At 67.3% G+C, this 23,801-nt stretch carries 20 protein-coding genes and 2 pseudogenes; 5 read left to right on the plus strand and 17 right to left on the minus strand.

Features of this window, described 5'->3' with window-relative positions:
- Nucleotides 1–26 precede the first annotated feature (26 nt).
- The 3 genes from hutU to QF031_RS17885 form a co-directional block, all read right to left on the minus strand.
- On the minus strand, nucleotides 27–1,781 hold the full coding sequence (gene hutU, locus QF031_RS17875) for a urocanate hydratase (protein WP_307431260.1): 1,755 nt from the start codon (nucleotides 1,779–1,781) through the stop codon (nucleotides 27–29).
- Between the two features lie 140 nt (nucleotides 1,782–1,921).
- Nucleotides 1,922–2,749 carry an IclR family transcriptional regulator gene (locus tag QF031_RS17880; protein WP_307431263.1) on the minus strand — a complete coding sequence of 276 codons (828 nt, stop codon included), beginning with the start codon at nucleotides 2,747–2,749 and terminating at the stop codon, nucleotides 1,922–1,924.
- Nucleotides 2,750–2,911: 162 nt separating this feature from the next.
- Nucleotides 2,912–3,886, minus strand: coding sequence for an NAD(P)-dependent alcohol dehydrogenase (locus QF031_RS17885; protein ID WP_307431266.1), 975 nt, complete (start codon nucleotides 3,884–3,886; stop codon nucleotides 2,912–2,914).
- A gap of 240 nt (nucleotides 3,887–4,126) precedes the next feature.
- Here QF031_RS17885 and QF031_RS17890 point away from each other — a divergent pair.
- Nucleotides 4,127–5,616, plus strand: a pseudogene (locus QF031_RS17890) (amino acid permease).
- A 78-nt stretch (nucleotides 5,617–5,694) separates the two neighbouring features.
- Here the strand turns inward: QF031_RS17890 and QF031_RS17895 are convergent.
- A complete protein-coding gene (locus QF031_RS17895) occupies nucleotides 5,695–6,558 on the minus strand; it encodes an SDR family oxidoreductase (RefSeq protein WP_307431268.1) in 864 nt (287 codons plus the stop codon).
- Between the two features lie 70 nt (nucleotides 6,559–6,628).
- Between QF031_RS17895 and QF031_RS17900 the strand changes: the two are divergent.
- Nucleotides 6,629–6,841: pseudogene (locus QF031_RS17900) on the plus strand (winged helix-turn-helix transcriptional regulator); the annotation flags it as partial.
- Between the two features lie 192 nt (nucleotides 6,842–7,033).
- Nucleotides 7,034–7,297, plus strand: coding sequence for a hypothetical protein (locus QF031_RS17905; protein WP_307431271.1), 264 nt, complete (start codon nucleotides 7,034–7,036; stop codon nucleotides 7,295–7,297).
- Between the two features lie 4 nt (nucleotides 7,298–7,301).
- Here QF031_RS17905 and QF031_RS17910 read toward each other — a convergent pair whose 3' ends face one another.
- Together QF031_RS17910 and QF031_RS17915 are read right to left on the minus strand one after the other, a co-directional pair.
- On the minus strand, nucleotides 7,302–8,051 hold the full coding sequence (locus QF031_RS17910) for a 3-hydroxybutyrate dehydrogenase (protein ID WP_307431274.1): 750 nt from the start codon (nucleotides 8,049–8,051) through the stop codon (nucleotides 7,302–7,304).
- 57 nt (nucleotides 8,052–8,108) lie between these two features.
- Complete coding sequence (locus QF031_RS17915; protein WP_307431277.1) at nucleotides 8,109–9,488, minus strand: MFS transporter; 1,380 nt, start codon at nucleotides 9,486–9,488, stop codon at nucleotides 8,109–8,111.
- Nucleotides 9,489–9,615: 127 nt separating this feature from the next.
- On the opposite strand from QF031_RS17915, the gene QF031_RS17920 reads away from it, so the two are divergent.
- Nucleotides 9,616–10,512: a LysR family transcriptional regulator gene (locus tag QF031_RS17920; RefSeq protein WP_307431281.1), complete on the plus strand. Its 897-nt coding sequence runs from the start codon at nucleotides 9,616–9,618 to the stop codon at nucleotides 10,510–10,512.
- Between the two features lie 49 nt (nucleotides 10,513–10,561).
- Here the strand turns inward: QF031_RS17920 and QF031_RS17925 are convergent, their stop codons facing one another.
- The 11 genes from QF031_RS17925 to QF031_RS17975 all read right to left on the minus strand — a co-directional run bounded on the left by QF031_RS17925 (nucleotide 10,562) and on the right by QF031_RS17975 (nucleotide 22,601).
- Nucleotides 10,562–11,506 (minus strand): spermidine synthase, encoded by a 945-nt coding sequence (locus QF031_RS17925; RefSeq protein ID WP_307431284.1) that lies wholly within the window; start codon nucleotides 11,504–11,506, stop codon nucleotides 10,562–10,564.
- A 47-nt stretch (nucleotides 11,507–11,553) separates the two neighbouring features.
- Nucleotides 11,554–13,089, minus strand: coding sequence for a D-glycero-beta-D-manno-heptose 1-phosphate adenylyltransferase (gene rfaE2, locus QF031_RS17930; protein WP_307431286.1), 1,536 nt, complete (start codon nucleotides 13,087–13,089; stop codon nucleotides 11,554–11,556).
- A complete protein-coding gene (locus QF031_RS17935; protein ID WP_307431289.1) occupies nucleotides 13,086–14,537 on the minus strand; it encodes an aldehyde dehydrogenase family protein in 1,452 nt (483 codons plus the stop codon). The genes rfaE2 and QF031_RS17935 overlap by 4 nt, the downstream gene beginning before the upstream one ends.
- Nucleotides 14,538–14,620: 83 nt before the next feature.
- Nucleotides 14,621–15,337 (minus strand): SDR family oxidoreductase, encoded by a 717-nt coding sequence (locus QF031_RS17940; RefSeq protein WP_307431292.1) that lies wholly within the window; start codon nucleotides 15,335–15,337, stop codon nucleotides 14,621–14,623.
- 44 nt (nucleotides 15,338–15,381) lie between these two features.
- The gene (locus QF031_RS17945; RefSeq protein ID WP_307431294.1) at nucleotides 15,382–16,785 is read right to left on the minus strand and encodes a PfkB family carbohydrate kinase; all 1,404 of its coding nucleotides are present in this window, start codon (nucleotides 16,783–16,785) and stop codon (nucleotides 15,382–15,384) included.
- The gene (locus QF031_RS17950) at nucleotides 16,782–17,504 is read right to left on the minus strand and encodes a D-sedoheptulose-7-phosphate isomerase (RefSeq protein ID WP_307431298.1); all 723 of its coding nucleotides are present in this window, start codon (nucleotides 17,502–17,504) and stop codon (nucleotides 16,782–16,784) included. The genes QF031_RS17945 and QF031_RS17950 overlap by 4 nt, the downstream gene beginning before the upstream one ends.
- The gene (locus QF031_RS17955; protein ID WP_307431301.1) at nucleotides 17,501–18,778 is read right to left on the minus strand and encodes a glycosyltransferase; all 1,278 of its coding nucleotides are present in this window, start codon (nucleotides 18,776–18,778) and stop codon (nucleotides 17,501–17,503) included. Before QF031_RS17955 ends, QF031_RS17950 begins: the two co-directional genes overlap by 4 nt.
- Entirely contained in the window at nucleotides 18,775–19,809 is a 1,035-nt protein-coding gene (locus tag QF031_RS17960) for a glycosyltransferase (protein WP_307431304.1), read from the minus strand. Before QF031_RS17960 ends, QF031_RS17955 begins: the two co-directional genes overlap by 4 nt.
- Entirely contained in the window at nucleotides 19,806–20,894 is a 1,089-nt protein-coding gene (locus QF031_RS17965) for a glycosyltransferase family 9 protein (protein ID WP_307431307.1), read from the minus strand. Before QF031_RS17965 ends, QF031_RS17960 begins: the two co-directional genes overlap by 4 nt.
- Nucleotides 20,894–21,430: a D-glycero-alpha-D-manno-heptose-1,7-bisphosphate 7-phosphatase gene (locus QF031_RS17970; RefSeq protein ID WP_307431309.1), complete on the minus strand. Its 537-nt coding sequence runs from the start codon at nucleotides 21,428–21,430 to the stop codon at nucleotides 20,894–20,896. Before QF031_RS17970 ends, QF031_RS17965 begins: the two co-directional genes overlap by 1 nt.
- A 319-nt stretch (nucleotides 21,431–21,749) precedes the next feature.
- A complete protein-coding gene (locus QF031_RS17975) occupies nucleotides 21,750–22,601 on the minus strand; it encodes a sigma-70 family RNA polymerase sigma factor (RefSeq protein WP_370874532.1) in 852 nt (283 codons plus the stop codon).
- A gap of 148 nt (nucleotides 22,602–22,749) precedes the next feature.
- On the opposite strand from QF031_RS17975, the gene QF031_RS17980 reads away from it, so the two are divergent.
- A complete protein-coding gene (locus QF031_RS17980; RefSeq protein ID WP_307431312.1) occupies nucleotides 22,750–23,790 on the plus strand; it encodes an NAD-dependent epimerase/dehydratase family protein in 1,041 nt (346 codons plus the stop codon).
- The last annotated feature ends 11 nt before the right edge of the window (nucleotides 23,791–23,801 follow it).

Here is a 23,801-nt window from a genome sequence, read left to right on the forward strand (position 1 = left end):
AGCAATCGATGCGGGGTTTGGCCGGGTCAGCGATTTTCTGGGCCCACGCGGACAGGGTTCCCTGGCCGAGCTTGCGAGGTTAGGGAGTCCGTGGGGAGCATGGGGATGCGGACGCCGCGTTCCTTGGCGACGTCGAGGGCGCGCTCGTAGCCGGCGTCGGCATGGCGGATGACGCCCATGCCGGGGTCGTTGGTGAGGAGGCGTTGGAGCTTTTCAGCGGCGAGGTCGGTGCCGTCGGCGACGGAGACCTGGCCGGCGTGGATGGAGCGGCCGATGCCCACGCCGCCGCCGTGGTGCAGGGATACCCAAGTGGCGCCGGAAGCGGTGTTGAGGAGGGCGTTGAGCATGGGCCAGTCGGCGATGGCGTCCGAGCCGTCCTTCATGGCCTCGGTTTCGCGGTACGGGGAGGCCACCGAGCCGGAGTCCAGGTGGTCGCGGCCGATGACGATGGGGGCCTTGACCTTGCCTTCCTTGACGAGCTGGTTGAACAGAAGGCCGGCTTTGGCGCGTTCGCCGTAGCCCAGCCAGCAGATGCGGGCCGGCAGGCCTTCGAATTCCACCCTTTCCTGGGCTGCGTCGATCCAGCGGTGCAGGTGCTTGTTCTCGGGGAACAGCTCCTTGATGGCTTCGTCTGTGACGCGGATGTCCTCGGGGTCGCCGGAGAGGGCCACCCAGCGGAACGGGCCCAGGCCTTCGCAGAAGAGCGGGCGGATGTAGGCGGGGACGAAGCCGGGGAACTCGAAGGCGCGGTTGTAGCCGCCCTTGCGGGCTTCGTCACGGATGGAGTTGCCGTAGTCGAAGACTTCGGCGCCGGCGTCCTGGAATTCCACCATGGCCTGCACGTGCCGTGCCATGGAGGCCTGCGCTTTCTTGGTGAACCCTTCCGGATCCGCTTCAGCTTCGCGGTGCCACTCGTCGACGGAGATGCCCTCGGGAAGGTAGCTGAGCGGATCGTGTGCCGAGGTCTGGTCGGTGACGATGTCCACGGTGAGCTCGCCTGCCTTGTGCCGGCGCAGGATCTCCGGGAAGACCTCGGCGGCGTTGCCGACGTAGCCCACGGACCAGCCGCGGCGCTCTTCCTTGGCCTTGAGCACCTTGGCGATGGCGGCGTCGAGGTTGGTTTCCACTTCGTCCAGGTAGCGCTTGCCGGCGCGGCGCCGGAGGCGGGACTCGTCGACGTCGACGATCAGGCAGACGCCCTCGTTCAGGGTGACGGCGAGGGGCTGCGCGCCGCCCATGCCGCCGCAGCCGCCGGTGAGGGTCAGCGTGCCGGCAAGAGTGCCATTCTCATCGCCGGTCAGCTTCCGGGCGATCGCGGCGAAGGTCTCGAAGGTGCCCTGCAGGATGCCCTGGGTGCCGATGTAGATCCAGGAACCGGCAGTCATCTGGCCGTACATCATCAGGCCCTCGGCCTCCAGGCGGCGGAATTCCGGCCACGTGGCCCAGTCACCGACCAGGTTGGAGTTGGCCAGCAGCACGCGGGGCGCCCATTCGTTGGTGCGGAACACGCCCACCGGCTTGCCTGACTGGACAAGGAGGGTTTCGTCCTTTTCCATGGTCTCCAGCGTGCGGGTGATGGCATCGAACGCGGCCCAGGAGCGGACGGCCCGGCCGGTGCCACCGTAAACCACCAGGTCATCCGGGCGTTCGGCGACCTCCGGGTCCAGGTTGTTCATCAACATGCGCAGCGGCGCTTCGGTCTGCCAGGACTTGGCGGTGAGCTCGGTGCCGCGGGCTGCTTTGATCGGGCGGGCCCCTGTGGTGAAATCGGCGGGTGCCATGATGGGCTCCTTTTCTTGGTGTCTGAGATTTCGAAGAAGTTCTGTAACAACTAAAACGCCTGGAGAAGGGGCATCACAGGGCTTTCAAGAGGGTGCTGTCCGGAGTCCCAGACAAGCCGCCGGCATCTTTTCAGCCAGCCTTATTTGACCGGGCGGCCGTGGATTCGGAGAGAGAGTTCGTCGGCCACTTTCTGCACGCGGGCGGCCAGCACCGGCCACTGGTCATGGGGCAGTTTGTCCTCCAGGAAGGTGACTGCGACGGCGGCGGTGGGCCAGCCCAAATGGTCGGTGACCGCGGCGGCAATGGAGCCGAAACCGGGCGTCACCTCGCCGTGTTCGGTGGCATATCCACGCTGCCTTACCTGGTCGAGGTGCGAGGACAGCGCGGAATACTTCATGATGGCGCCCTCCACCTCGTGCCGGGCGGTGAAGGCCGCCGCGTTCGGGTACAGGGCGCGCACCTGCGATTTGGGCAATGCTGCCAGGATGGCCCGGCCGCTGGCGGTGAGGTGGCTGGGAAGCCGGACGCCGACGTCCGTCACCAGGGACGGCCGGTTCTTTGCCCGCTCCTCCACGATGTACAGGACGTCGCGGCCGTGCAGGACGGCAAGGTGCGCGCTCTCGCCGATGGTATCCACCAAACCGGCCAGGAGGGGGCGTCCCAGCCGTGACAGCGGCTCCTGCCGGGAGTACGCCGAACTGAGTTCGAACGCACTGATGCCCAGCCCGTACCGCTGCTCCTCGTGGAGATGGAGGACGAAGCCATTGGCCTCCATCACCCCCAGCAGGTGGTAGACACTGGACCTGGGCAGGTCAAGGCTGGACGCGATCTGGGATGCCGCCATGGGGCCACGCCGCGAAGCCAGCAGCTTGAGGATGCGCAGCGTGTTCTCGGCGGCAGGAACCTTTGACGACGCCTTGGCGGCGGCCCGCGGCGCCTGGCTGTCCGTGCTTAGTGCAGTGCTCATGGCATTGAAGGTTCTTTCTGGGTAGCTATGTCCGGTATCCCGTACTTAAGCTTGCGCCCTCCCCCGGCTTTCGAAGTTCCTACCAATGCGCCTGTTGTCTGCAATACCAGACGCCTACCACCATCCTGCCTGCGTGCCTCAGGGTGGATAACCTGGCCAAATTCAGATGGTGAGCACAACTTTGCCGCGTGCCCGCCCCTCATGGAGGTACCGGATGGCGGCCGGCGCTTCCGCAAGGGGAAAGACTTTATCCACCGCGGGCTTGACGCTGCCAGCTTCCATCAGCGATGCAAGAGCCTCCAGGTCCAGGTGCGTTTCCTTTGCCACAAGCCCCTTGAACTTCCGGCCGGAAAACAGGGAGACCACCGGGGCAGCAAGGGACCGCTCAAATCCGCCGGTCAACTTGCCGCCCCCTTCGCCGCCAATGATCACCAGGGTGCCCTTGCGTACGAGCAGGCGGCGCAGGAAAGACAGCGGGCGGTTGCCGGCCGCGTCCAGGATAAGGTCGTATACCTTTCCGGCGCCCGCGATATACGTCTTGGTGTAGTCAACAACGGCATCCGCCCCGAGGGATCGCACCAGTTCAACCTTGGCGGTGCTGCACACGCCTGTCACCTCTGCTCCGAAGGCCTTGGCCAGCTGGACTGCAAAGGAGCCCACACCCCCGCCCGCGCCAAGGATGAGTACCTTCTGGCCGACGGTGACCTGGCTGGCGTCGCGGACAGCCTGCAGGGCGGTGACGCCGGAAATTGGCGAAGCCGCCGCTTCTTCAAAGGAGAGGGCAGAGGGCTTGCGGGCCACCTTGTCCTCTTTGGCGCAGACATACTCGGCAAAGGATCCCTCGCAGGTCCCGAACACCTCGTCCCCAGGAGAAAAACGGGTCACCCCGGGCCCCACCGCTTCCACCACGCCGGCCACTTCCCGGCCGCGGACGGGAACTTTCGGCTTCCTCAGGCCGTAACCGAAAAGCCGGACCAGATACGGCAGCCCGGTCATCAGGTGCCAAACGCCCTTGTCCACGCCCGCTGCCCGCACCCGGATCAGCACCTCCCGGGCGCCGGGCTCCGGCCGGGCGATGTCCCGCAGCTCCAGCACGTCTGCCGATCCATAGACGTCCTGCACGATTGCTTTCACCATCGATCTCCTTCGGGCTTGCTGGTACGGGGGCACAACGTGAAGCAGTGCGTCCGCCCGGTTACCGGCGGCCCCTCACGGTATGGAATAGCCGGAGTCGAGTCAAGGGGTGTGCGGGGCGGTCGGGAAAGAAGCTGTTCGTCTGGAATGAAAGACACCAACCCGCCGTGAGCCTGATCACGGTGCGCCCGAAAATGGTCTGCTGGTTAGCGGCTCCCCTCCCAATGACGAGAAGGTATTTGCATGCAACCAGCTCCAACCCCAACCCGGAACGAAACCGCGGCGGAACAGCACAACCCAACGGCCGTCGTCGGACACGTCCTCAACAGGGGCCTGAACGTGCGGCACATCCGCTTCATGGCCCTGGGCTCGGCCATCGGCACGGGCCTCTTCTACGGCTCCGCCTCCGCGATCCAAAAGGCAGGACCCGCCGTCCTGCTGGCGTACATCATCGGCGGCGCCGCCGTGTTCATGGTGATGCGCGCGTTGGGCGAGATGGCGGTCCGCCATCCGGTGTCCGGCTCCTTCAGCCAGTACGCAAGCCGCTATCTCGGTCCCCTGGCCGGTTTCGTGACCGGCTGGACCTACGTCTTCGAGATGGCCATCGTAGCCATCGCCGACGTCACGGCATTCAGCATCTATATGGGCTTCTGGTTCCCACAGGTGGACCGCTGGATTTGGATCCTTGCCGTCATTTGCTTCCTGGCCGCCCTGAACCTGCTCAGCGTCAAAGTCTTCGGCGAGCTCGAGTTCTGGTTCTCGCTGATCAAGGTCGCGGCCATCATCGCGATGATCGCGGGCGGGGCGGCCCTTATTGTGTTCGGTTTCCAGGCCGCCGATTCCACCGTGGCGCCCGGACTGGGCAACCTGGTGGAGCACGGCGGCCTGTTCCCGAAAGGCTTCGAAGGCCTGCTGGCATCCTTTGCTGTGGTGATGTTCGCCTTCGGCGGGATCGAGACGCTGGGCATCACGGCCGGCGAGGCAGCAGATCCCAAGAAGGTCATCCCCAAGGCCGTCAACACCGTCCCTGTGCGCGTGCTGCTGTTCTACGTCCTCACCCTGGGCGTCCTGATGAGCCTCTTCCCATGGGACCAGGTTGGCACCAGCGGCAGCCCGTTCGTGCAGATCTTCAGCAGCCTGGGCATCCCGGCTGCACCGCACATCCTGAACGCAGTGGTCATCACGGCTGCACTTTCTGCCATCAACAGCGATATCTTCGGCGCGGGCCGCATCCTCTTCGGGCTTTCCAACCAGGGCCACGGGCCCGCCGTCTTCGGCAAGGTGTCCCGCCATGGCGTGCCCTGGATGACCGTGGTGATGATGGCGGGCATCCTCCTGGTCGGCGTGGTCCTGAACGCGGTCATTCCGGAGGACGTGTTCCTGGTGATTGCCTCGATTGCCACCTTCGCCACCGTCTGGGTGTGGGTCATGATCCTGGCCTCCCATGTGGCAATGAAGCGGGAAATCGCACGCGAGGGCCTGCCGGCGTCGGAATTCCCTTCACCGTGGTGGCCCGCCGCCTCTGTCCTCACCATCGCGTTCATGGTGCTGGTGATCGCCGTGCTGATGCCTTCGAGGACACCCGGATCGCGCTCTACGTTGGCGCGGCGTGGGTGGGGCTGCTGGTCCTGGCCTACAGGCTGTGCGTCAAAGGTGACGGACGACGCCGGGCCCACCTCGAGGACGAAACGTCACCGCTGCCGGTGGTCGGGACGGCCCGGAGCAGCGAATAAGCTGCGCCTCGCGTACAAGTTATAAGCGAAAAGGTGCCCGGTCCCCCAAAGGGGCCGGGCACCTTGCCGTTCTGCTGCCTACGCGGAAGCAGCGGCGGTCCGGACCGCCTGGCCGAGTGACGTCGTCGGGCGCCCGATCAGCCGGCGCAGGTCGCCGCTGCTGACCAGCAGATCGCCGCGTGCGATGCCCAGGTCCGAGTCCGCAAGGATCTGCGCAAAGGCCTCGGGCACGCCTACGCCCGTGAGCAGGCCAACGTAGTCCTGCGCGGGCAGGTCGTTGTAGGTGATGGTTTTGCCGGTGGCGGCACTGATCTCCGATGCCAGGTCAGCCATCGTGAAGGCGTCGTCGCCGCCCAGCTCGTAGACCTTGCCTGCCTGGCCATCGGCTACCAGCACCGCCGCAGCGGCATGGGCGTAATCGGCCCGCGCCGCTCCACTGACCTTGCCCTCCCCGGCGCTGCCCGCGACGGCGCCCTGGGCGAGGGTGCCGGGCAGCTGCTCGGTGTAGTTTTCCAAGTACCAGCCATTGCGCAGCAGCACGAAGGGAACGCCGGACTCGCGCAGCAGCGCCTCGGTGGCCTTGTGCTCGTCGGCCAGCAACATGGCTGTGGTGTCCGCGTTGGCGATGCTGGTGTAGGCCAGCAGCTCCACGCCTTCGGTCTTGGCGGCATCAATAACCGTGCGGTGCTGTTCCACACGCCGCCCCACTTCACTGCCGGAGATCAGCAGCACCCGGTTGGCACCCTTGAGCGCAGCTGCCACTGAGCCCGCATCCGCGTAGTCCATGGGCTGCACGCGCACCCCGCGTTCCGCGAAATCTGCCAGCTTCCCAATGGAACGTCCGGCTGCGACGATTTCGCCGGCAGGCACTCCCCGCTCCAGGAGGGCTTCAACAACGTGCCGCCCCAGCTGGCCGGTGGCGCCTGTAACAACGATGCTCACAATGATTCCTTTCGGGATTTCTGCTCTGTCAAAGGGCACAACCAACGCGCGGGGAGAGAACTTCCCTTCCCTGCCCCTTGCTTTTGCCGACGGCGTGTTCCCGGCAGGGCGCCCCAGCCGCACCGTACTGGACCACATCACCAGCACGTGGGGCGTCCTGATCCTGCTCGCGCTGTCCGAGGGCGAACAGCGGTGGAGTGACCTTCGACGGCGCGCCGAAGGCATCAGCGAGAAGGTGCTGGCACAGACGCTGAAGACCCTGGAACGCGACGGCCTGGTGAGCACGCGGGGCTGGGCCGGGTAAGTAGTACCCCTCCCAAAACTCGAGTACCTGTTACTGGTGTTACTGATGTGAATAGCGCTTAGCGTAGGCGTACGGTGGCGGCCGGAATGGGAGGACCATCCTCCGCTGGGAGCGTTCCGCCAACCAGCACCGTTAGCAGGCGGCAGGCCGCTGCCTGAAGGAGTTGGTCACGTGGCCGAGGACTACACACACGATCTTTCCGATATGGGCCGGCCCGTCAGCCTCGGCACTGTCTTTGCCGGGGCCTGGGGACGGACGGTGGCGGTCTTCAGCCCCCGCTGCCCTTACCGCGTGGGCGACACGGTCATAGGCGACGACCCCTTCAGCGGCAGGCGCGAAGGGGTCGTCGTGTGGCAGGACCGCCGATCCGTGGGGGTCAAGACGCCCCACGGCGTCTTCTTTTTCGACCACCGGCTGGTCAGGCCCCTGGACTGACGTGCTACCGGGCGGACCAGCCGCCGTCCATGGTGTAGCTGGCGCCGGTGACCATGCCGGCGTCGTCCGATGCCAACCAGGCCACCAGGGACGCCACCTCGTCCGGTTCCACCAGGCGCTTGATGGCCGATTCGGTGAGCATCACCTTAGCCAGCACCTCCGATTCGGGGATGCCGTGCACCTGGGCCTGGTCCGCAAGCTGCTTCTCCACCAGCGGCGTGCGCACGTACCCGGGGTTGATGCAGTTGGAGGTGACGCCGTGCGGTCCGCCCTCCAGCGCCGTCACCTTGCTCAGCCCTTCCAGGCCGTGCTTGGCAGACACATACGCGCTCTTGAACGGGGAAGCACGGAGACCGTGCACCGAGGAGACGTTGATGATGCGGCCGAACTTGTTGGCATACATGTGCGGCAGCGCAGCCCGGATCAGCAGGAACGGCGCCTCCAGCATCAGGGTAATGAGCCTGCGGAAGTCCGCGGGATCGAACTCCTGGATGGGGTTGATGCGCTGGATCCCGGCATTGTTGACCAGAATGTCGCAGTCCAGGCTCAGGGTGGCCAGGGAATCCACGTCCAGCAGGTCAACGCCCCATGCGCTGCCGCCCACCTCGTCGGCGAGAGCCTCCGCGGCGGCGGAGTCGACGTCGGCCACCACCACTTTCGCACCCCGGGCGGCGAGTGCCCGTGCGCAGGCCGCACCTATTCCGCTTGCACCGCCGGTGACCAGCGCCCTGCGTCCATTCAACGTGTTGTCCATTTCAGTTCTCCTTCGTGCGCCAAAAGATCCAACGGCTACATCAGCCCAACAGGCGGCTCAGCGGCGCCCTGCGGTCAACAGGCCCTCACGGGCAGCATCTTCCTTGTCCACGTCCTCCAGCGCAATGCCCTTGGTTTCCTTCAGACTCAGCACGGCCACGGCGGTAATTGCACACGCAACCACCAGGTAGATGGCGGTGGGCACCCAGGATCCGGTGTCCTTCAGCCACTGGGTGGCCAGCAGCGGCGCCAGCGAGCCCGCGAAGATGGACGTGACCTGCGAGCCGAGGGAGGCACCGGAGTACCGCATGCGGGTGGGGAACATCTCGGCCATGATGGCCGGCTGCCCTGCGTACATCAGGCCGTGCAGGCACAGGCCGATGGTCACGGCGAGGACGATGACGACTGCGTTCCGGGTATCAAACATCGGAAACGCGAAGAACGGCCAGGTGGCGCCCAGGACAGTGCCGGCCAGGTAGACGGGCTTGCGTCCGATCCGATCTGCCAGGCGGCCGTACTGCGGGATGATCGCGAAGTGGATGACGTGGGCGATCAGCAGCGCCAGCAGCAGCGAGGAGGTGTCGTACTTGTGCACGCTCTTCAGATAGACGATCGCGAAGCTGACCACCAGGTAGTACATGATGTTTTCCGCGAACCGCAGCCCCATGGCCTGGAAGATGCCCTTGGGGTACTTGCGCAGGACCTCGAAGACGCCGTAGCTGACGGCCTGTTCCTTCTCCACCAGTTCCTTGGCTTCGAGGAAGATCGGTGACTCACTGACGTTGGTGCGGATGTAGTAGCCCACGAACACGATCACGGCCGAGAGCCAGAACGCCACGCGCCAGCCCCAGCCCAGGAACGCCTCGCTGCTGAGGGTGGTGGACATGATGTACAGCACCAGGGTGGCCAGCAGGTTGCCCACCGGGACGGCGGCCTGGGGCCAGCTGGACCAGAAGGCGCGGGTCTTGTTGGGGCTGTGTTCGGCCACCAGGAGGACAGCACCGCCCCATTCGCCGCCCAGCGCGAAGCCCTGGATGAAGCGCAGGGCCACCAGCAGTGCCGGAGCCAGGTATCCGATGTCGGCGAAGCCGGGCAGGCAGCCCATCAGGAATGTGGAGATGCCGATGATCACGATGGTGAGCTGCAGGGTGGGCTTGCGGCCCAGCTTGTCACCGACCTGGCCGAACACGATGCCGCCCAGGGGACGGGCGATGAAGCCCACGGCGTAGGTGAGGAAGGCCTGGATGATTCCGTCCAGGTCATTGCCCGTGGACGGAAAGAAGTACTTGCCGAAGACCAGGGTGGCAGCGGTGGCGTAGAGGAAGAACTCGTACCATTCCACAACGGTGCCCACCATGGAGGCGGCAACAATCCTCTTCAGTCCTGATCCTTCGGGTGCATGCCCGGCGTCGTTGGCCGGGCGCTGCTCTACGCTCATTGTTTCTCCTAGTGTCCACATTGACACGCGCTGTGATCTCCAGCACAGGTGACCCAGCTGAGTATTCCTGCACAAGTGAGGCACTTCAATGGCCAAAGAGGCAGTCGGCATGTGCACAATTGCAGATATGAATGCGAACCCCGATGACCTGCTGGTCCTCCTCGCGGTGTCCCGCTCGGCAAAATTTACGACGGCGGCCCAGGCTTTGGGCCTGAACCACACCACAGTCTCGCGCAGGATCGCCGGGCTGGAGAAGGCGCTCGGCGGCCGGGTCCTGAGCCGCGCCGCCGGAGGCTGGGAGCTGACGGAACTTGGCGAACAGGCGGTGCGTGCGGCGGAACAGGTGGAGGCGGTGCTGGGCACGCTGGGGCCCGCCGGCCAGGCACCCGACCCCATCGCCGGCGTCGTACGCATGACCGCGACGGATGGCTTCAGCGCCTACATAGCCGCTCCTGCCGTGGCGCGGCTGCGCCGGGACCACCCGGGCCTGAGCGTGGAAGTGGTGACCATGACCCGCCGCGCGCTGCAGCAGCGGTCCGGGCTGGACATCGAGGTGGTGGTGGGTGAACCCCAGGTGCACCGCGCCCAGGCCGTCCGGCTGGGCGAATACCGCCTGGGCATGTACGCCTCCCGCGCCTACCTGGCCGAGCACGGGATGCCGGTTACCGTGGCCGAACTCAACCAGCACCCGCTGGTCTACTTCGTGGATTCGATGCTGCAGGTGGACGACCTCGACGCGCCCCGGCGGCTGGTTCCCGCCATGCGCGACGGCCTCACCTCAACCAACGTGTTCGTCCACGTCGAGGCCACCCGGGCCGGTGCCGGCGTGGGCTTCCTGCCCTGCTTCATGGCCGACCTCCACGACGACCTGGTCCGGCTGCTGCCCGACAAGATCGGAGAACTGCTCCCCTACTGGATGGTCCTGCGCCCTGACTCGATGCGCCGCCCCGCGGTGGCCGCCGTCGTGCACGCCCTCCAGGACCGTATGGCAGAGCACCGCGCGGCGCTCCTGGGCAAGGGTTAGTCCTCATCGACTGCTCCGTATCTGCCGTTTTGGAGGCCGAAAACGGCAGTTACGGAGCAATCGATGGCAAGTCGTGGCGGACCGGGGTGCCGGCGGCGAATGCCCGGACCTGGGCGTCATCCCAGAGGTGCGCCGGGACCGCACCACCGAGGAGCCGGCGGCGCAGCTGCGGGTCGTCACCGAAGGGCACGTCGCTGCCGGCCATGACCATGTTCCCGTAGCGCCTGCCCTTGAGCATGGCGGGGTCGGCGATGATGGCGGTGTGCTTGAAGGCCGCCGCGATGGTGGCGGCGTCCTCCCTTGCATTCTTGAGGTCCGGGGCGTCGCCCGAGTTGGCCACATACAGGCCGCCGGGCGCCAGGACACGCTTGGCGTGGGCGGTGAACTCCGCAGTGGTGAGCGGCCGCGGGGTGTGCGCGCCTGCGAAGACATCACGAATGATGAAGTCACGGGTGTGTGCGGTGAGCGTCTCCGTCACGGCGCGGGCCTCCCCCACGCGGATCCGCAGCAAGGGCGCCTTGGGAAGGTCGAACCAGCCGCGCACGTACTCGGCCAGCTTCCCGTCCAGTTCCACCACCACCTGCCGTGCGTCCGGGTATGCGGCGGCAAAGTACCGCGCCATGGAGCAGGCGCCGCCGCCCAGGTGCAGCCCGCGCAGCTTGTGCTCCTGCAAGCCGCGGAGCTTCTGGCCGCGTCCATCAGGGGAACCAGTGGAGGACGACGGCGGCCAGCGGGACTCAATGAGCGCCGCCATCCACCGCATGTACTCGAAGTCCAGGAACAGCGGGTCGGCAAGATCGATGTGGGAGCTCATCACGCCGTTGATCTTCAGGAGCCACCCGGTGGAGTTGTCCTGGTCCGCGATCAGCTCGCAGTCGCCGGTGTCAATGTAGTAGACGCCTTCCACGGGACCGCCCACCGCGGAACCATTCGCTACCTCCACCACGCCCGGCACGGGCCGGCTCCGGCCTCCTGACCTTCCGCGTTTGCCCATTACCCGTGCCCCGCTTCAGTCATGCCTCAACATTAGATGCACAGGCCCTAGTTGACCGGGCTCGGTGCCCCCTTGCCGTCCCGGATCCTGTTCACCACGGCCGTGGTGGACCGCTCGGCCACGTAGTCCAGGATCGCAATGCGGCCGCCGTACTCCTCCACGGCCGGCGTCTCCTCCAACATTTCGGGCGTGTAGTCCCCGCCCTTGGCATACACCTCTGGCCGGAGCCGCCGGATCAGCGGTGTGGCCGTGGGCGTATCAAACACCGTCACGTAGTCGACGCAGCTAAGCGCGGCCACCACCGCCGCGCGGTCCGCCATGTTGTTGATGGGCCGGCCGGCACCCTTCAGCCGGCGCACGGAGTCATCGCTGTTCAGAGCCACCACCAGGACGTCACCCAACTGCTTTGCCTGGTTCAGGTACCGGGTGTGGCCGCTGTGCAGCACATCGAAACAGCCGTTGGTCAGCACGATCCGCTGGCCCTGGGCCCGGTGCAGCTCCATCTGCCGTTCCAGCTCGTCCGCGCTGAGCGCCGTGTCGGCAAAGGCCTCCAGGTAGCGGCTTAGCTGCGCCGTGCTGCATACGGACGTCCCGGGCTGATGGACCACCACGTCGGCCGCCGACTGGGCCAGGTCCAGGCTGGCGGTCAGCGGCAGCCCGGCCGCCCGCGCCAGCGTCAGGGCCGCAACAAACGTGTCGCCCGCCCCTGATGCCTGTTTCTCCGCTGCGGGCCGTGCCCACGTCCGGTGCCGCACGCCGTCGGGCGTCAACAGCACGGTGCCGTCCCGGTCCAGGGTGACCACCACCGCCCGCGCGCCGGTGCCCTCCAGCAGGGCCGCGGACTCCGCGCCCACCACTTCAACCCGTTCCTGGCCTTCCGGCAGCTTCCGGTCCAGCAACCGCGCGGCTTCCAGCGCGTTCGGGGTGACCAGGTCGGGTTTCAGGGCGGCCCATAGCCGGGGGTCGTGCGCGTCAACAACCACCAGCGGGCGGTTGGTTCCGGCAGCCCCGCCGCCCACGGCATCGGCCAGTGCCGTGCGGACGGGGTCAGCCACCACACCGGTTCCGTAGTCACACACCAGGACGGCATCCTGGCGTTCGACGGCGGCGCGGACCGAGGCGGCGAGCGCAGCGAGGGCGTCTGCGGGGACAGCCTTGGCTGAGTCGTCGAGGCGCAGCATCACCTGCCCCCCGCTGCTGATCCGGATCTTGGTGGTGGTGACCATGTCCTGGTGCGTGTGCAGGTGCTGGACATCGATGCCTGCGGCGGCAAGCTGCCCACGGAGGTCCTCGCCCGCGTCGTCGGCGCCGATGATCCCCGCAACGGAAACCTTGGCTCCGAGCGCGGCCAGGTTCATGGCGGTGTTGGCCGCTCCGCCCGGAACGGATTCGCGGGATTGGATATCCACCACCGGCGCCGGGGCTTCCCGGCACAGACGCTCAATGCTGCCGCTCCACCAGCCATCGAGCATCACGTCACCGATCACCAGGATTGACGGCTGTTCCGCGGCCAGCCGGCCCGGCAGCCAGTCGGACAGCGCCCGCTGGGTGGAGAGATCGACAGGTTCCGGGGACCCACTCACGGCAGGTCCTGTTCATCGGGGCTGAAGCCCGGTCCGGAAGCCAAGGCCGCCGGAGGCGCTTCAATGTGCACCACCTTGACCTGGGTAAACTCGTCCAGCAGCTCGGGCCCGTAGCCGAACCCCGCACCGCTCTCGCCGCGGGGCTGCGCTGCACCTCCGGGGGCGCCGCCAAACACGGCATTGACCTTCACGGTTCCCACGGGCAGCGCGGCCACGGCCTGCTGGATGTGTCCGATGTTGCTGCTCAGGACGGTGGCGGCCAGCCCGTATTTGCCGCTGCAGGCCAGGCGCAGGCCGTCGTCGAATGTGTCCACCACCTGCACCGGGGCCACCGGGCCGAACGTTTCCTCGGTCACCACCTGCATTCCGTCGGTGCAACCGAGCAGGACGGTGGCGGGGTAGAACGAGCCCGGCCCATCCGGCACCGACCCGCCTTCAACCGCCCGGGCGCCCTGCGCCAGGGCGCCGGCAACATGTGCATGGACGGCATCGCGCATCCGCCGGTCCACCAGCGGCGCCACTGTGCCGTTGACGTTCCGGAGTGCTGCCTCGGCCTCCAAGGCATGGCAGAATTCTTCGGCGATATCGCGGTGGACATAGATCCGTTCCACGGAGGTGCAGATCTGCCCGCTGTTGCTGAACGCGCCGATCGCGGCCTGCTCAGCCGCCCAGACGGGATCCACATCGCGGTCCACCAGCAGCGGGTCGTTGCCGCCGTTTTCCCTGATGACATGTGCGCCGGTGAGGGCTCCCGCCTGGGCTATCCGGGCACCGGATGCGCTGGAACCGACGTGGGCGATTACGTCCACCTCGGCCTGGGACAGGGCCGCCCCAACTTCTGCACCTCCGGAGAGGGTCAGGAAGACGCCCGCTGGGAAGGCCGGCGCCAGGACCTCGCCCAGCGCCTCCCCCAGGCGGGGGCAGCGTTCGCTGGGCTTGTGGATCACAGCGTTGCCGGTGACCAGTGCGGCGCCGATCAGTCCGCAGGCCACGGCTACGGGGTCGTTCCACGGGGTCAGCAGGACCGCCACTCCGCGCGGTTCAGCGATGGTGTAGTCGGTGGCGAGCCGGCTGCCGCGGAGGCTGTGGCCGCGCTGGACCGGGCCCAGCTCGGCATATTGCTCCAGGGTGGAAACGCCGGCCGCAATGCCTGCCAGCGCCTCCGCTTCCGGCCGTCCCGTCTCGCTGGCGTTCAGTCCGGCGAGTTCCTGGGCGGCAGCCTCGAGCGCCTTGGCGGCGGCGCGGAGGGCGGTGCCACGTTCGGCGGGAGCGGTTGCTGCCCAGCCTGGCGCAGCCCGGCGGGCCACGTTCACGGCATCGTTTACTGCGTCCGGTCCCGCCGCGGGCACCGTCCAGAGCATCTCACCGGTTCGCGGGTCCTCGATGGTGATGCCGGCGCCCTCGACTGTTTCATTGCCTGCGGTTGTTTCGGTGGCTGTGGTGGGCATGGTGTTCCTCCCGCCTTTCGCTGCTGGTATGTCGGTGTTGGTGGTCCTGCCGTGCCGCCAAGGTGTGGTGGCCGGTCCCCGGCTTAGGGCCAGGAGCCTTCTTCTTCGTGGCAGATCAGCATTTCGCGGACCTCGCAGCCGGTGGGCTGGTTGAGGGCGAAGAGAATGGCCTGCGCGGTGTTGGCGGGGTCGTTGAGCCGGGAATCGTCCTGCGGCTTGTACTGTTCGGTGCGGTCATCGAAGAACCGGGTCTTCATGCCGCCGGGGATCATGGTGGTGACCCCGATCTGGCCGCCGGTTTCCGCGGCCAGTGCGTGGCTGAAGCCCACCACGCCAAACTTGGAAGCACAGTAGGCGGTGGCGTCGGCCACGGCGCGCTTGCCCAGGGTGGAGGCCACGGTCACCACGCGGCCGTGGGTTTCCTTCAGGTACGGCAGGGCCGCACGCACTGTGGAGACGGTGCCCATCAGGTTGACCCCGATGACCTTTTCCCACTCGGTGGCTTCGACGTCGGCGAGCTTGCCGCAACGATCGATCCCGGCCGCGGTAACCACGGCGTCCAGGCCCCCAAGCGTCTCTGCGGCTTCACGTACCGCCTGTTCCACGGCGGCGCGGTCCGCCACATCCACTTCGAACGCCTTCACGCCGGAGACGCTGCTGATGTCGCGGTCCAGGACCACCGGGGTGCCTCCTGAACGGAGGACGGCTTCGACGACGGCGGCCCCCAGTCCGGAGGCACCTCCCGTGACCAGGACGCGGCCGGGCGTGGTGGAGGCAGTTGCAGTTGGTTCTGCAGTCATGGTGTTCCTTTCAATGGGGAAAACAAGTCGATCAGTAAGCAGGTTCAGCTGACCTTGGCGAGGGCATCCGCCAGGCCGGTAGTGGAGCGGGCGGGATGGAAGGGGACAGTGAGGCAGCGTCCGCCCCAGCTTTCCACCAGGTCCGCCTCGGGCAGGCGGGCGCCCTTGTAGTCGCCGCCCTTCACCCAGATGTCGGGGCGGAGCCGGTCCAGCGCCGCTTCGGGAGTGTCCTCGTCAAAGACCATCACCGCGTCCACGCACTCCATGGCCAGGAGCAGTTCCGCCCTGTCGTGCTGGCCGATGATGGGCCGCTCCGGACCCTTGAGCCGCCGGACCGAGTCATCGGAGTTCAGGCACACGATGAGGCAATCGCCCAGTTCCCGGGCGGCGCTGAGGGAACGGATGTGGCCCGCGTGGATCAGGTCGAAACAGCCACCGGTGGCCACTACCCTTCCGCCGTTTTCACGCACCGAGCGGGCCAGCAACAGCGGTTCGGTGGTCCGCCGTGCCGGCACAGGCGCAGGGCGTGGAGTTCCAGCCGCGGCATCGGTCTCGCCGGTGTCCGGCAGCGCTGAAACTCCGCCCGCCGCCAGGAAGTCGGCGGCGTCATGGACTGCCAGGCCGGCTGCTTCCGGCAGGTCGCGGCCGGCCAGGAGGTGCACCGCAAGGCTGGCGGCCAGGCGGTCGCCGGCACCGCAGGGGTCGCCGGCCTCCACCCTTGGCGCGGGAACGGCGTGGGGGGTCTCCCCCTGCCGCAGCAGGACGGCCCCCTCCTCGCCCTTGGTCACCAGGACGGCTTGGCTGCGCCAGCGCTCCAGCAGGACCTCCCCGACGGCCGCGGCGGGGTCCGCGGACGTGGGAACGCTTCCGCCGCCGGACTGCGCTGCCCGGGTGGCTTCGGAGATGTTGGGGGTCACGACCGCGACGCCGGGGACAGGGTCAGGGCCGGCGGGGTGCGGATCCCAGATGATGGGCACGTCGGCGGCAAGCCGGGCGAGCAGGTTTCGCAGCTGAGGGTTGGCTGCCAGTCCCCTGCCGTAGTCGGCAACGATCACCACGCCGGCTTTCTCCACGGCACGGAGCATGGCCGGGGTGACGTCGGGGACGGGGGTCTTTTCGCAGCCCTGGTCGAAGCGGACCACCGGATGGGAACCTGCACGGACGCGGGTCTTGACCGGCGAGGGGTAGCCGCTGGTCCCCGCCACGAGCCGCACCCCGGCGAGGTGCCCACGCAGCTGGTTGCCGGCGTCGTCATCCCCCAGGACCGTCACCAAAGTGACCGGCCAGCCGTCCTGCGCCAGCATCCGCGATACCAGGCCCGCGCCGCCTGCGCGGCGGCGGACACCCGAAACGTCCACCACGGGAACGGGAGCGTCAGGGCTGAGCCGTGTTGCCTCACCGGAAAGATCGACGTCGAGCATCACGTCGCCCACTACGACGATCCTCATGGCCGGCGTCCTTGCACCGTGGCGGCCATGGACGGGGTGTGCCGGGCCACCTCAAGGTCGAAGGCGCGGCATACCGCATGCAGCGCAATCAGGTGGCCTTCCTGCGCGTTGGCGTTCAGGGCGTCGATCATGACCGCCTCGTCGCAGGCCTCCGACAGTGGATTGGGGCCGGAGCCGGTGAGGGCCCAGGTGGTCACGTTGAGGCGGGAGGCCGCTTCCGCAGCACGCAGCAGGTTGGGGCTCTTGCCGCTGGTGGACAGCAGCATCAGCACGTCGCCGGAGCGGCCATGCGCGCGCACCTGCCGGGCAAAGACGTCGTCAAACCCATAGTCGTTGGCGATCGCCGTGACGGCGGACGACTCCGCGTGCAGTGAGATTGCGGAGAAGGGTACCCGCTCCGTGTCGAACCGGCCCACCAGTTCGGCGGTCAGGTGCTGGGCTTCCGCGGCGGAACCGCCGTTTCCTGCCGCCAGCAGCCGCTGGCCGCGGAGCAGGCGCACGGCCAGCTCCACTCCCCAGGCGGCGAGCCGGCCGGACTGGCTGCGCAGGGATTCCAAGGCCGGGACCACGTTGTCCAGGTGGGCGCGGACGGCGTCGGCGCTGGCGGGGTCGACGAACGTGGCGCCGGGGAGCACTGCAGGCAGTGCCGGGGGCGTGATCAGGGTGCGCAGGTCCGCTTCACGCAGGTTTGATTCGCGCAGGGACGATTCGGCAGTCACAGTGCGGCTCCTTCCATCGGTATGATCCCGGCCTGTGCGCCCGCGGGGGCGCTTGTTTTCACACTGGCCACGGCGAGCTGGTAGGCCTTTTCCGTTTCCGCGGCCACTCGGTCCCAGGAGTACCTGGTGCGGGCGCGCCGTTCTCCCGCCTGCCCGAGTTGTGCCCTGAGGCTGGGGTTTTCCAGCAGCAGTGACAGTGCCGACGCAATGGCTTCGGGGTCCCGGGGCGGCACGTGCAGCCCAGTGGCGTGGTCCACCACGGTGTCCCGGAGCCCTCCCACGGCTGCGGCCACCACGGGCACTCCGCAGGCCATGGCCTCAAGCGGCACGATGCCGAAGGGCTCGTACCAGGGTGCGCACACCACGGCGTCAGCGCTGCGGAAGATGCCGGGCATTTCGGCCCGCGACACCTGGCCCTGCAGCGTCACCTGTTCGGACACGCCGAGGTCGGCGGCGAGGTCCAGCAGGCGGCGGATCTCAGGATCGGCGTGCATCAGGTTCGAGTCGCCGCCGCCGCCCACGATCAGGAGTTCGACGTCGTCGAAGCCCGCGGCCTTGAGGTACGGGAGGGCGCGAATCACAAGGTCCACGCCTTTCCGCGGAACCAGCCGCCCCACCGACAGGATCCGGTAGCGGCGCTTTCGTGCAGCAGCCGGCCCCTCCGGCGAGAAGAAGCCCAGGTCCACGCCGCAGGGCGCAATGGAGATCTTGCCAGTGGCGATGCCCATGGCCTTGAGCTCGAAAACCTCATCCGAGCAGGTGGCAATGATCCGGTCCGCTGAGCGCCCCACACCGGGTTCGAGCCAGCGGCGCGCCTCCGGGCTGGTGTCCTCAGCGCCCTGGTGCCTCCGTTTGACGGTTCCCAGCGCGTGGAATGTTTGCAGCATCGGCACCCGGTATCCGGTGTCCGGCCGGCGGGCTGCGTCGAGGGCAGCCAGACCGGACATCCAGAAGTGGCCGTGCACCACGTCCGGTGGCCGCTGACCCCAGTCATTGGCCACGCCGTCGGCGAGTTGGCCCATGTAGGGCAGCAGTTCGTCCTTGGGTACGTGCCGGGCGGGACCCGCATCCACGTGGACCACCTCAAGGCGGCGTCCCACCCGGACCCTTTCGGGGAGCTCCGTTGCGTCCCGGCGGGTGTAGACGGTGACATGGTGGCCCCGCTTGGCAAGGGCTTCTGACAGCGCGGCAACATGCACGTTCTGCCCGCCGGCATCCACCCCGCCCAGCGCCGCCAACGGACTGGCGTGCTCGGAAATCATGGCGATCTTCATGGGGTCTTCCTCTCCCGTGCCGGAACGAGGATCCGCTCGTCCGGACGTTCGTTGTCGGTGTGCCTGGGCCGGGTCCGCAGGTCCGCCAGCAGCTCATCCCAGCGGTCCTGGAACTTGCCCAGGCCGTAACGCTCCAGCGCCGCCTCCCGGGCGGCGACCCCCCGCCGTCGGGCCTCATCCGGATTGGCGACCAGCTTGGCCGCACAGCGGAGCAGTTCGTCAACGTCCGCCGAAACAATGCCGGCCTCCTGCGGCACGGCCCGGGGGGCCTCAGTGGCTGCGAGCACCACCACCGGCATGCCCAAGTGCATGGCTTCCAGAAGGGACAGCCCAAGCGATGTCCAGCGCATCGGGTGCACGTAGACCCGGCAGCGGGCGAGTTCGCGGTGCAGTTCCAGGGTTTTCAGATCGCCCCTGGCGCTTAGCTGCGCCGCGTCGATGCCGGTGGCTGCCGCCAGGCCGTCCGTTTTCATGCCGAACACCTGCAGCGGCGCCACGGAAGCGAAGGCGGGCAGCAGGTCGGTTCCCGTGACCCTGCCGCGCCGGACAGGCTCGTTGATCACGACGCCCAGTTCGGGCAGCTCCCCCGTGTAGAGCCGGCCGGGGTCGGGGATGCCGTGCTCGATCACGATCGTGGGAGCGGAGCCGTTGTCCCAGGCCAGCCGGTTGAAGTGGGTTACGTGCACAACGGGGATGCTGTTTTGGTCAGCGAGCGGATGGCTGATGTTCGGGAAGTTGCCCTTGGGCGTGTTGTGCTCCACGAACACTGCAGGCAGGTCCACGCCGGGCATCCGGCCCAAGGTCCGGGCCACTTCGTCGATCTCTTCGGGGCGCTGGAGTACGACGGCGTCCACGGCGTCGGCATCGAGCGTCGCCAGATCCACCTCCCGCACGGATTCCGGCCAGTCCCTGTCGGCGCGGCCGAGTCCCCAGGCTCCACCTTCGGGCAGGACGGGAAGCAGGTACTCATGCCGGCCGCGGACAAACGCGTCCGTCCAGGAACCGTGGACATGCCAGAGCAGGATTCTCATCTGTTGCGGGCCTTTCTACGGGTACTCACGTGGGTGCTGAAGGAGCTCACTCCGCTGATCAGGCGGTCCACGGCCCCCACCACTTCTTCCGGCGAGACCGAGTCGAGGCAGGGATGGCCGGGGACCGGGCAGACCCGGGCGCGGGACATGCGGCAGGGCGCGTTCTGGTCCCCCAGCAATTCCAGGGGCACACCGTAGGGCGCCCAGCGGATCGCCGGAACCACGGGGGAAAACAGGCAGGCCACCGGGGTGCCCACCGCTGCAGCCAGATGGGCCGGGCCGGTGTTGCCGCTGACCACGGCATCAGCGCCTGCCATGACGCCTGCCATGGTTGAAAGATCGGTGCGCCCGCCCAGGTCCAGGGCCGAGGGTCCAGCCACCGTGGCGGTCAGCGACTTTTCGTCGGGTCCGCCGGTCACCACCACCCGGTACCCGGCACCTTGGAGGAGTTCGACGGCGGCCGCGTGGTGCAACGGGGGCCATGCCCTGGCCGGGACGGCGGCTCCCGGGTGGACCACGACGTATGGCTCGTCACCTACCAGGTCCGACACATCGGGGACGGAGTTGACGTGCAGTTTCCCGTCGTCGCCCGGCGGGAGCCGGAAACCTGCCGCTTCGGCAATGCCCAGCGCCCGTTCCGCCTCTGGCTGGTCTTCGGGAAAGTCCTCGCCGGGCTTGAGCCGCACGTCCAGCAGGGAGCCTGCATAGTCGGTCGAGGCCCCTGTGATGCGCTCCACGCCGGCCAGCCGCAGCAAAAGCGCCAGCGGCAGCGGCGACTGGTGGAAGGACGTAAGGATGACGGCTTCGGTGATCCGGGAATTGCGGACGTACTCGATCAGCCTGTCAGCGTGCGGCCCCGTCATCCTGGGTGCCGGGTTCATGATCCAGGGGCTGTCCCAGCTGTAGACCTCCGCTGCCCCCGGGAGCATGGCGGCCGCAGCTTCACCCTGCCGGCCGCACAGCATCACCACATGGTTGGTGCTGCCCCCATACTGGGCCCGCCCGTTTGCCACTGCGCGGACGGCAGGACCGGCCAGCAGGACATCGCCCATGCTGTCCAGCCGGGCCACCAGGACGCGCCCCATCAGGCCGTCCCCTGCAGCAGACCGACGGCGGACGCAAGATCAGAGGCGACGAGCCGCGCGGCAGCCACCTCTTCTGCGCGCGTCACGGGGGTGGGAACCAGGACTCCCGTGGCTCCGGCCGCTTCGGCGGCCCCCACGTCCGCCCCTATGTCCCCGATCAGGGCTGCCTGGGATTCGGTGATCCCCAGTTTGCGGCAGGCACTGTGCACCATGCCGGGAGCAGGTTTGCGGCATTCGCAGCCGTCCTGCTCGCCGTGCGGACAAACCTCCCACACATCGAATGGTCCCAGCAGTTCTTCCACCCGTGCATTGACCTTTGCCACGTCTTCGGCCGTAATCAGGCCGCGGGCAATGCCCGACTGGTTGCTGATCACGCCGGTGGCGATGCCGTCCGCCCGCAGGCTGTCCAACACCGCCTTGGCACCGTCGATGGGCTGTACTTTGCCGGGGTCCCCGTTGTAGGGCACGTCGACCACCAGGGTCCCGTCCCGGTCGAACAGGACAGCCCGGAGCTTGGAGGATTCAGAGCTTTCCATAACCAATCTGTTCCCTCCTGCTGCTGCTCCTAAACAGGACCGCAGGCATTTTCGGCTGCAGAAGCCGGTTCTCAGGCGGGGTTGAACAGGCAAGATAGGAATTGGTTGCCGCTAGGGCTTCTTCCAGTTTTCCAGGCGGACCGTTCCGGTGCCTCCGGAGCCGCGTTCCGGCGTCGTCAGAAGCGGTCCAGCCGTGTGCGGGGACGGCAGCTACCTGGTCCTCGCGCCGCCAAGGCGACGGCCTGCTACCGTGCGGGCAATGCTCTGGTGCCTGGCGCTCCTGGACTGGCGGAACGACGCCACCGGGCTGCCCATACGGTCAGCCTCCCCCACGCTGGATGCTGTTGCCTTGCCGGCCGCATCCTCGGGCCGTCCAAACTGGGCGCTCGCCTCCAGGCGCCGCTGCAGTTCCACCAGCACCTTTGCCAGGCGGCGCGATACCTGCATCTGCGACATCCCCAGGGCGCTTCCCCAGCTGCACCTGCGTTTCCTCGCAGAAGTAGCGGCGGTACAAAAGCTCGCGGTCGGAATCGTCCAGGTCCTGCATGGCGTCCCGCAGGCAGGCGAGTTCCTCAAGCCGCTCCAGTGGGGTTTCCGGGCAGGCCAGCACCTCGCCGATGGAAGGAGCGTCCGAGTTCGGGTTCACGGCGTCAAGGGAATCAGGGTGCATGCTGCTCGACGCCGAAATTGCTTCCTGCACGTCGGCCGGATCAGTGTCCAGCTCACAGGCCAGTTCCGCCACACTGGGGCTCCGGCCCAACAACTGGGTCAATTCAGGCTCGGCCCTGAACAGCCGGGTCCGCAGGTCCTGAATATGGCGCGGCGGGCGGACAACCCATGTCCGGTCCCGAAGGTACCTCTTGAGTTCGCCGGTGATGGTGGGAGCGGCGTAGGCGGGGAAGCTCTCACCCTTGGCCTGGTCAAATCCCCGCGCTGCTTTCACGAGGCCCAGATACGCCACCTGGTTCAAGTCCGCCCGCTCCCTTCCCCGCGCTTCAAAACGGGCAGCAAGGGCTTCGGCGAGGTCCAGGTACCGGAGGACCAGGTCGTTTTCGAACGCCTCCCGCAACCGTCCGGAGGTGGCAGGAGGAGCTTGTTGTTGCGGCGGTTCCGGCTGTTGTTGGTGGACAGGCGCAGCATCCGCGACAAGTGCGGCAAAGGATTCGGGCATGAGTGTTGGTTTCCCTCGGTCTGGTTCCGAAAGCCTGCGGCAAGACTTAGAAGCAGCAAATCATAAGGTTGCTTATAAAACAATCCTTCTCCGCTGTAGGCTCGGCTTGTAGGCAAAGATCGGACCAACCCGCCAAGGAGTGTTTGCCATGCGCATCGCCATTACGGGAGCCAGCGGAAACGCCGGAACAGCACTGCTGCGCAAGCTGCAGGACCAGTTGGCACGGAAGCCCGGCAGCCTTGAGCTTGTGGGTATCAGCCGCAGGCTGCCCGACACTTCCGTGGCGCCCTATGTGGGTGTGCAGTGGCACACCTTGGACGTTGGCCTGGAACAGGACGGGCCGCGGCTGGAGAAGGCCCTCACAGGCGTCGATGCGGTAGTCCACCTGGCGTGGCAGATCCAGCCGAACCGTAATCTGGACCTCCTGCACCGCACGAATGTCACCGGCACGAAGAATGTGCTCCAAGCTGCCGCGGGGGTGGGCGTAAAGCAGGTTGTTTGCGCTTCTTCCGTAGGCGCCTACACCAAAGCGGACAAGGACCGGCGCAGGGATGAGACCTGGCCTGCAACCGGAATGGCCGGCTCCCACTACAGCCGGCACAAAGCAGAGCAGGAGAAGCTGCTTGATGAGTTCGCTGCCGCCCAGCCAGGCATTGCGGTGGCGAGGCTGCGGCCGGGGCTCATTTTCCAGGGCCACGCCGGAAGTGAGATCGGCCGGTACTTCCTGGGTCATGCCTTTCCGCGGCTCGTCCCCCGCAAACCGTGGATTCCGCTGCTGCCGGTTCCAGACAACCTCATCTTCCAGGCAGTCCACGCAGACGACGTTGCAGACGCGTATTGGCGGGTGGTGGACCAGCGCGCCAGCGGCGCCTTCAACATCGCCGCCGAGCCTGTACTGAATCCCCAGGAGCTGGCCCGCATTCTTGGCGCAAAAAGAATCCTGCCCATACCCATGCGGCTGCTCCACGCCGTAGTGGACCTGACCTGGAGGGCAAGAATCCAACCGACCGACTCCGGGTGGGTTGAGATGGCTGCCGGCGCGCCCATCATGGACACCGGCCGCGCCCGGCGGATCCTGGGATGGGAGCCAACCGTGTCCTCCGTGGACGCCGTCAAGGAACTCCTCGCAGGCATGGGAACGGGGGAAGGAGTCAACCCTTCCCCCGTCCTCAGGCCGCGCCGGCCCTAGAAGCCGGCGAC

Source organism: Pseudarthrobacter defluvii (assembly GCF_030816725.1).
GTDB lineage: Bacteria > Actinomycetota > Actinomycetes > Actinomycetales > Micrococcaceae > Arthrobacter > Arthrobacter defluvii_A.

Excerpts from the sequence above, each read along its gene's own strand:
- QF031_RS17880 (WP_307431263.1), bottom strand. The coding sequence starts at position 2,749 with ATGAGCACTGCACTAAGCACGGACAGCCAGGCGCCGCGGGCCGCCGCC.
- QF031_RS17920 (WP_307431281.1), top strand. The coding sequence starts at position 9,616 with ATGAATGCGAACCCCGATGACCTGCTGGTCCTCCTCGCGGTGTCCCGC.
- QF031_RS17925 (WP_307431284.1), bottom strand. The coding sequence starts at position 11,506 with ATGGGCAAACGCGGAAGGTCAGGAGGCCGGAGCCGGCCCGTGCCGGGC.
- QF031_RS17970 (WP_307431309.1), bottom strand. The coding sequence starts at position 21,430 with ATGGAAAGCTCTGAATCCTCCAAGCTCCGGGCTGTCCTGTTCGACCGG.
- QF031_RS17915 (WP_307431277.1), bottom strand. The coding sequence starts at position 9,488 with ATGAGCGTAGAGCAGCGCCCGGCCAACGACGCCGGGCATGCACCCGAA.
- QF031_RS17965 (WP_307431307.1), bottom strand. The coding sequence starts at position 20,894 with ATGGGGCGCGTCCTGGTGGCCCGGCTGGACAGCATGGGCGATGTCCTG.
- QF031_RS17960 (WP_307431304.1), bottom strand. The coding sequence starts at position 19,809 with ATGAGAATCCTGCTCTGGCATGTCCACGGTTCCTGGACGGACGCGTTT.
- QF031_RS17980 (WP_307431312.1), top strand. The coding sequence starts at position 22,750 with ATGCGCATCGCCATTACGGGAGCCAGCGGAAACGCCGGAACAGCACTG.
- QF031_RS17885 (WP_307431266.1), bottom strand. The coding sequence starts at position 3,886 with ATGGTGAAAGCAATCGTGCAGGACGTCTATGGATCGGCAGACGTGCTG.
- QF031_RS17940 (WP_307431292.1), bottom strand. The coding sequence starts at position 15,337 with ATGACTGCAGAACCAACTGCAACTGCCTCCACCACGCCCGGCCGCGTC.
- QF031_RS17910 (WP_307431274.1), bottom strand. The coding sequence starts at position 8,051 with ATGGACAACACGTTGAATGGACGCAGGGCGCTGGTCACCGGCGGTGCA.
- QF031_RS17945 (WP_307431294.1), bottom strand. The coding sequence starts at position 16,785 with ATGAGGATCGTCGTAGTGGGCGACGTGATGCTCGACGTCGATCTTTCC.
- QF031_RS17935 (WP_307431289.1), bottom strand. The coding sequence starts at position 14,537 with ATGCCCACCACAGCCACCGAAACAACCGCAGGCAATGAAACAGTCGAG.
- hutU (WP_307431260.1), bottom strand. The coding sequence starts at position 1,781 with ATGGCACCCGCCGATTTCACCACAGGGGCCCGCCCGATCAAAGCAGCC.
- QF031_RS17955 (WP_307431301.1), bottom strand. The coding sequence starts at position 18,778 with ATGAAGATCGCCATGATTTCCGAGCACGCCAGTCCGTTGGCGGCGCTG.
- QF031_RS17975 (WP_370874532.1), bottom strand. The coding sequence starts at position 22,601 with ATGCCCGAATCCTTTGCCGCACTTGTCGCGGATGCTGCGCCTGTCCAC.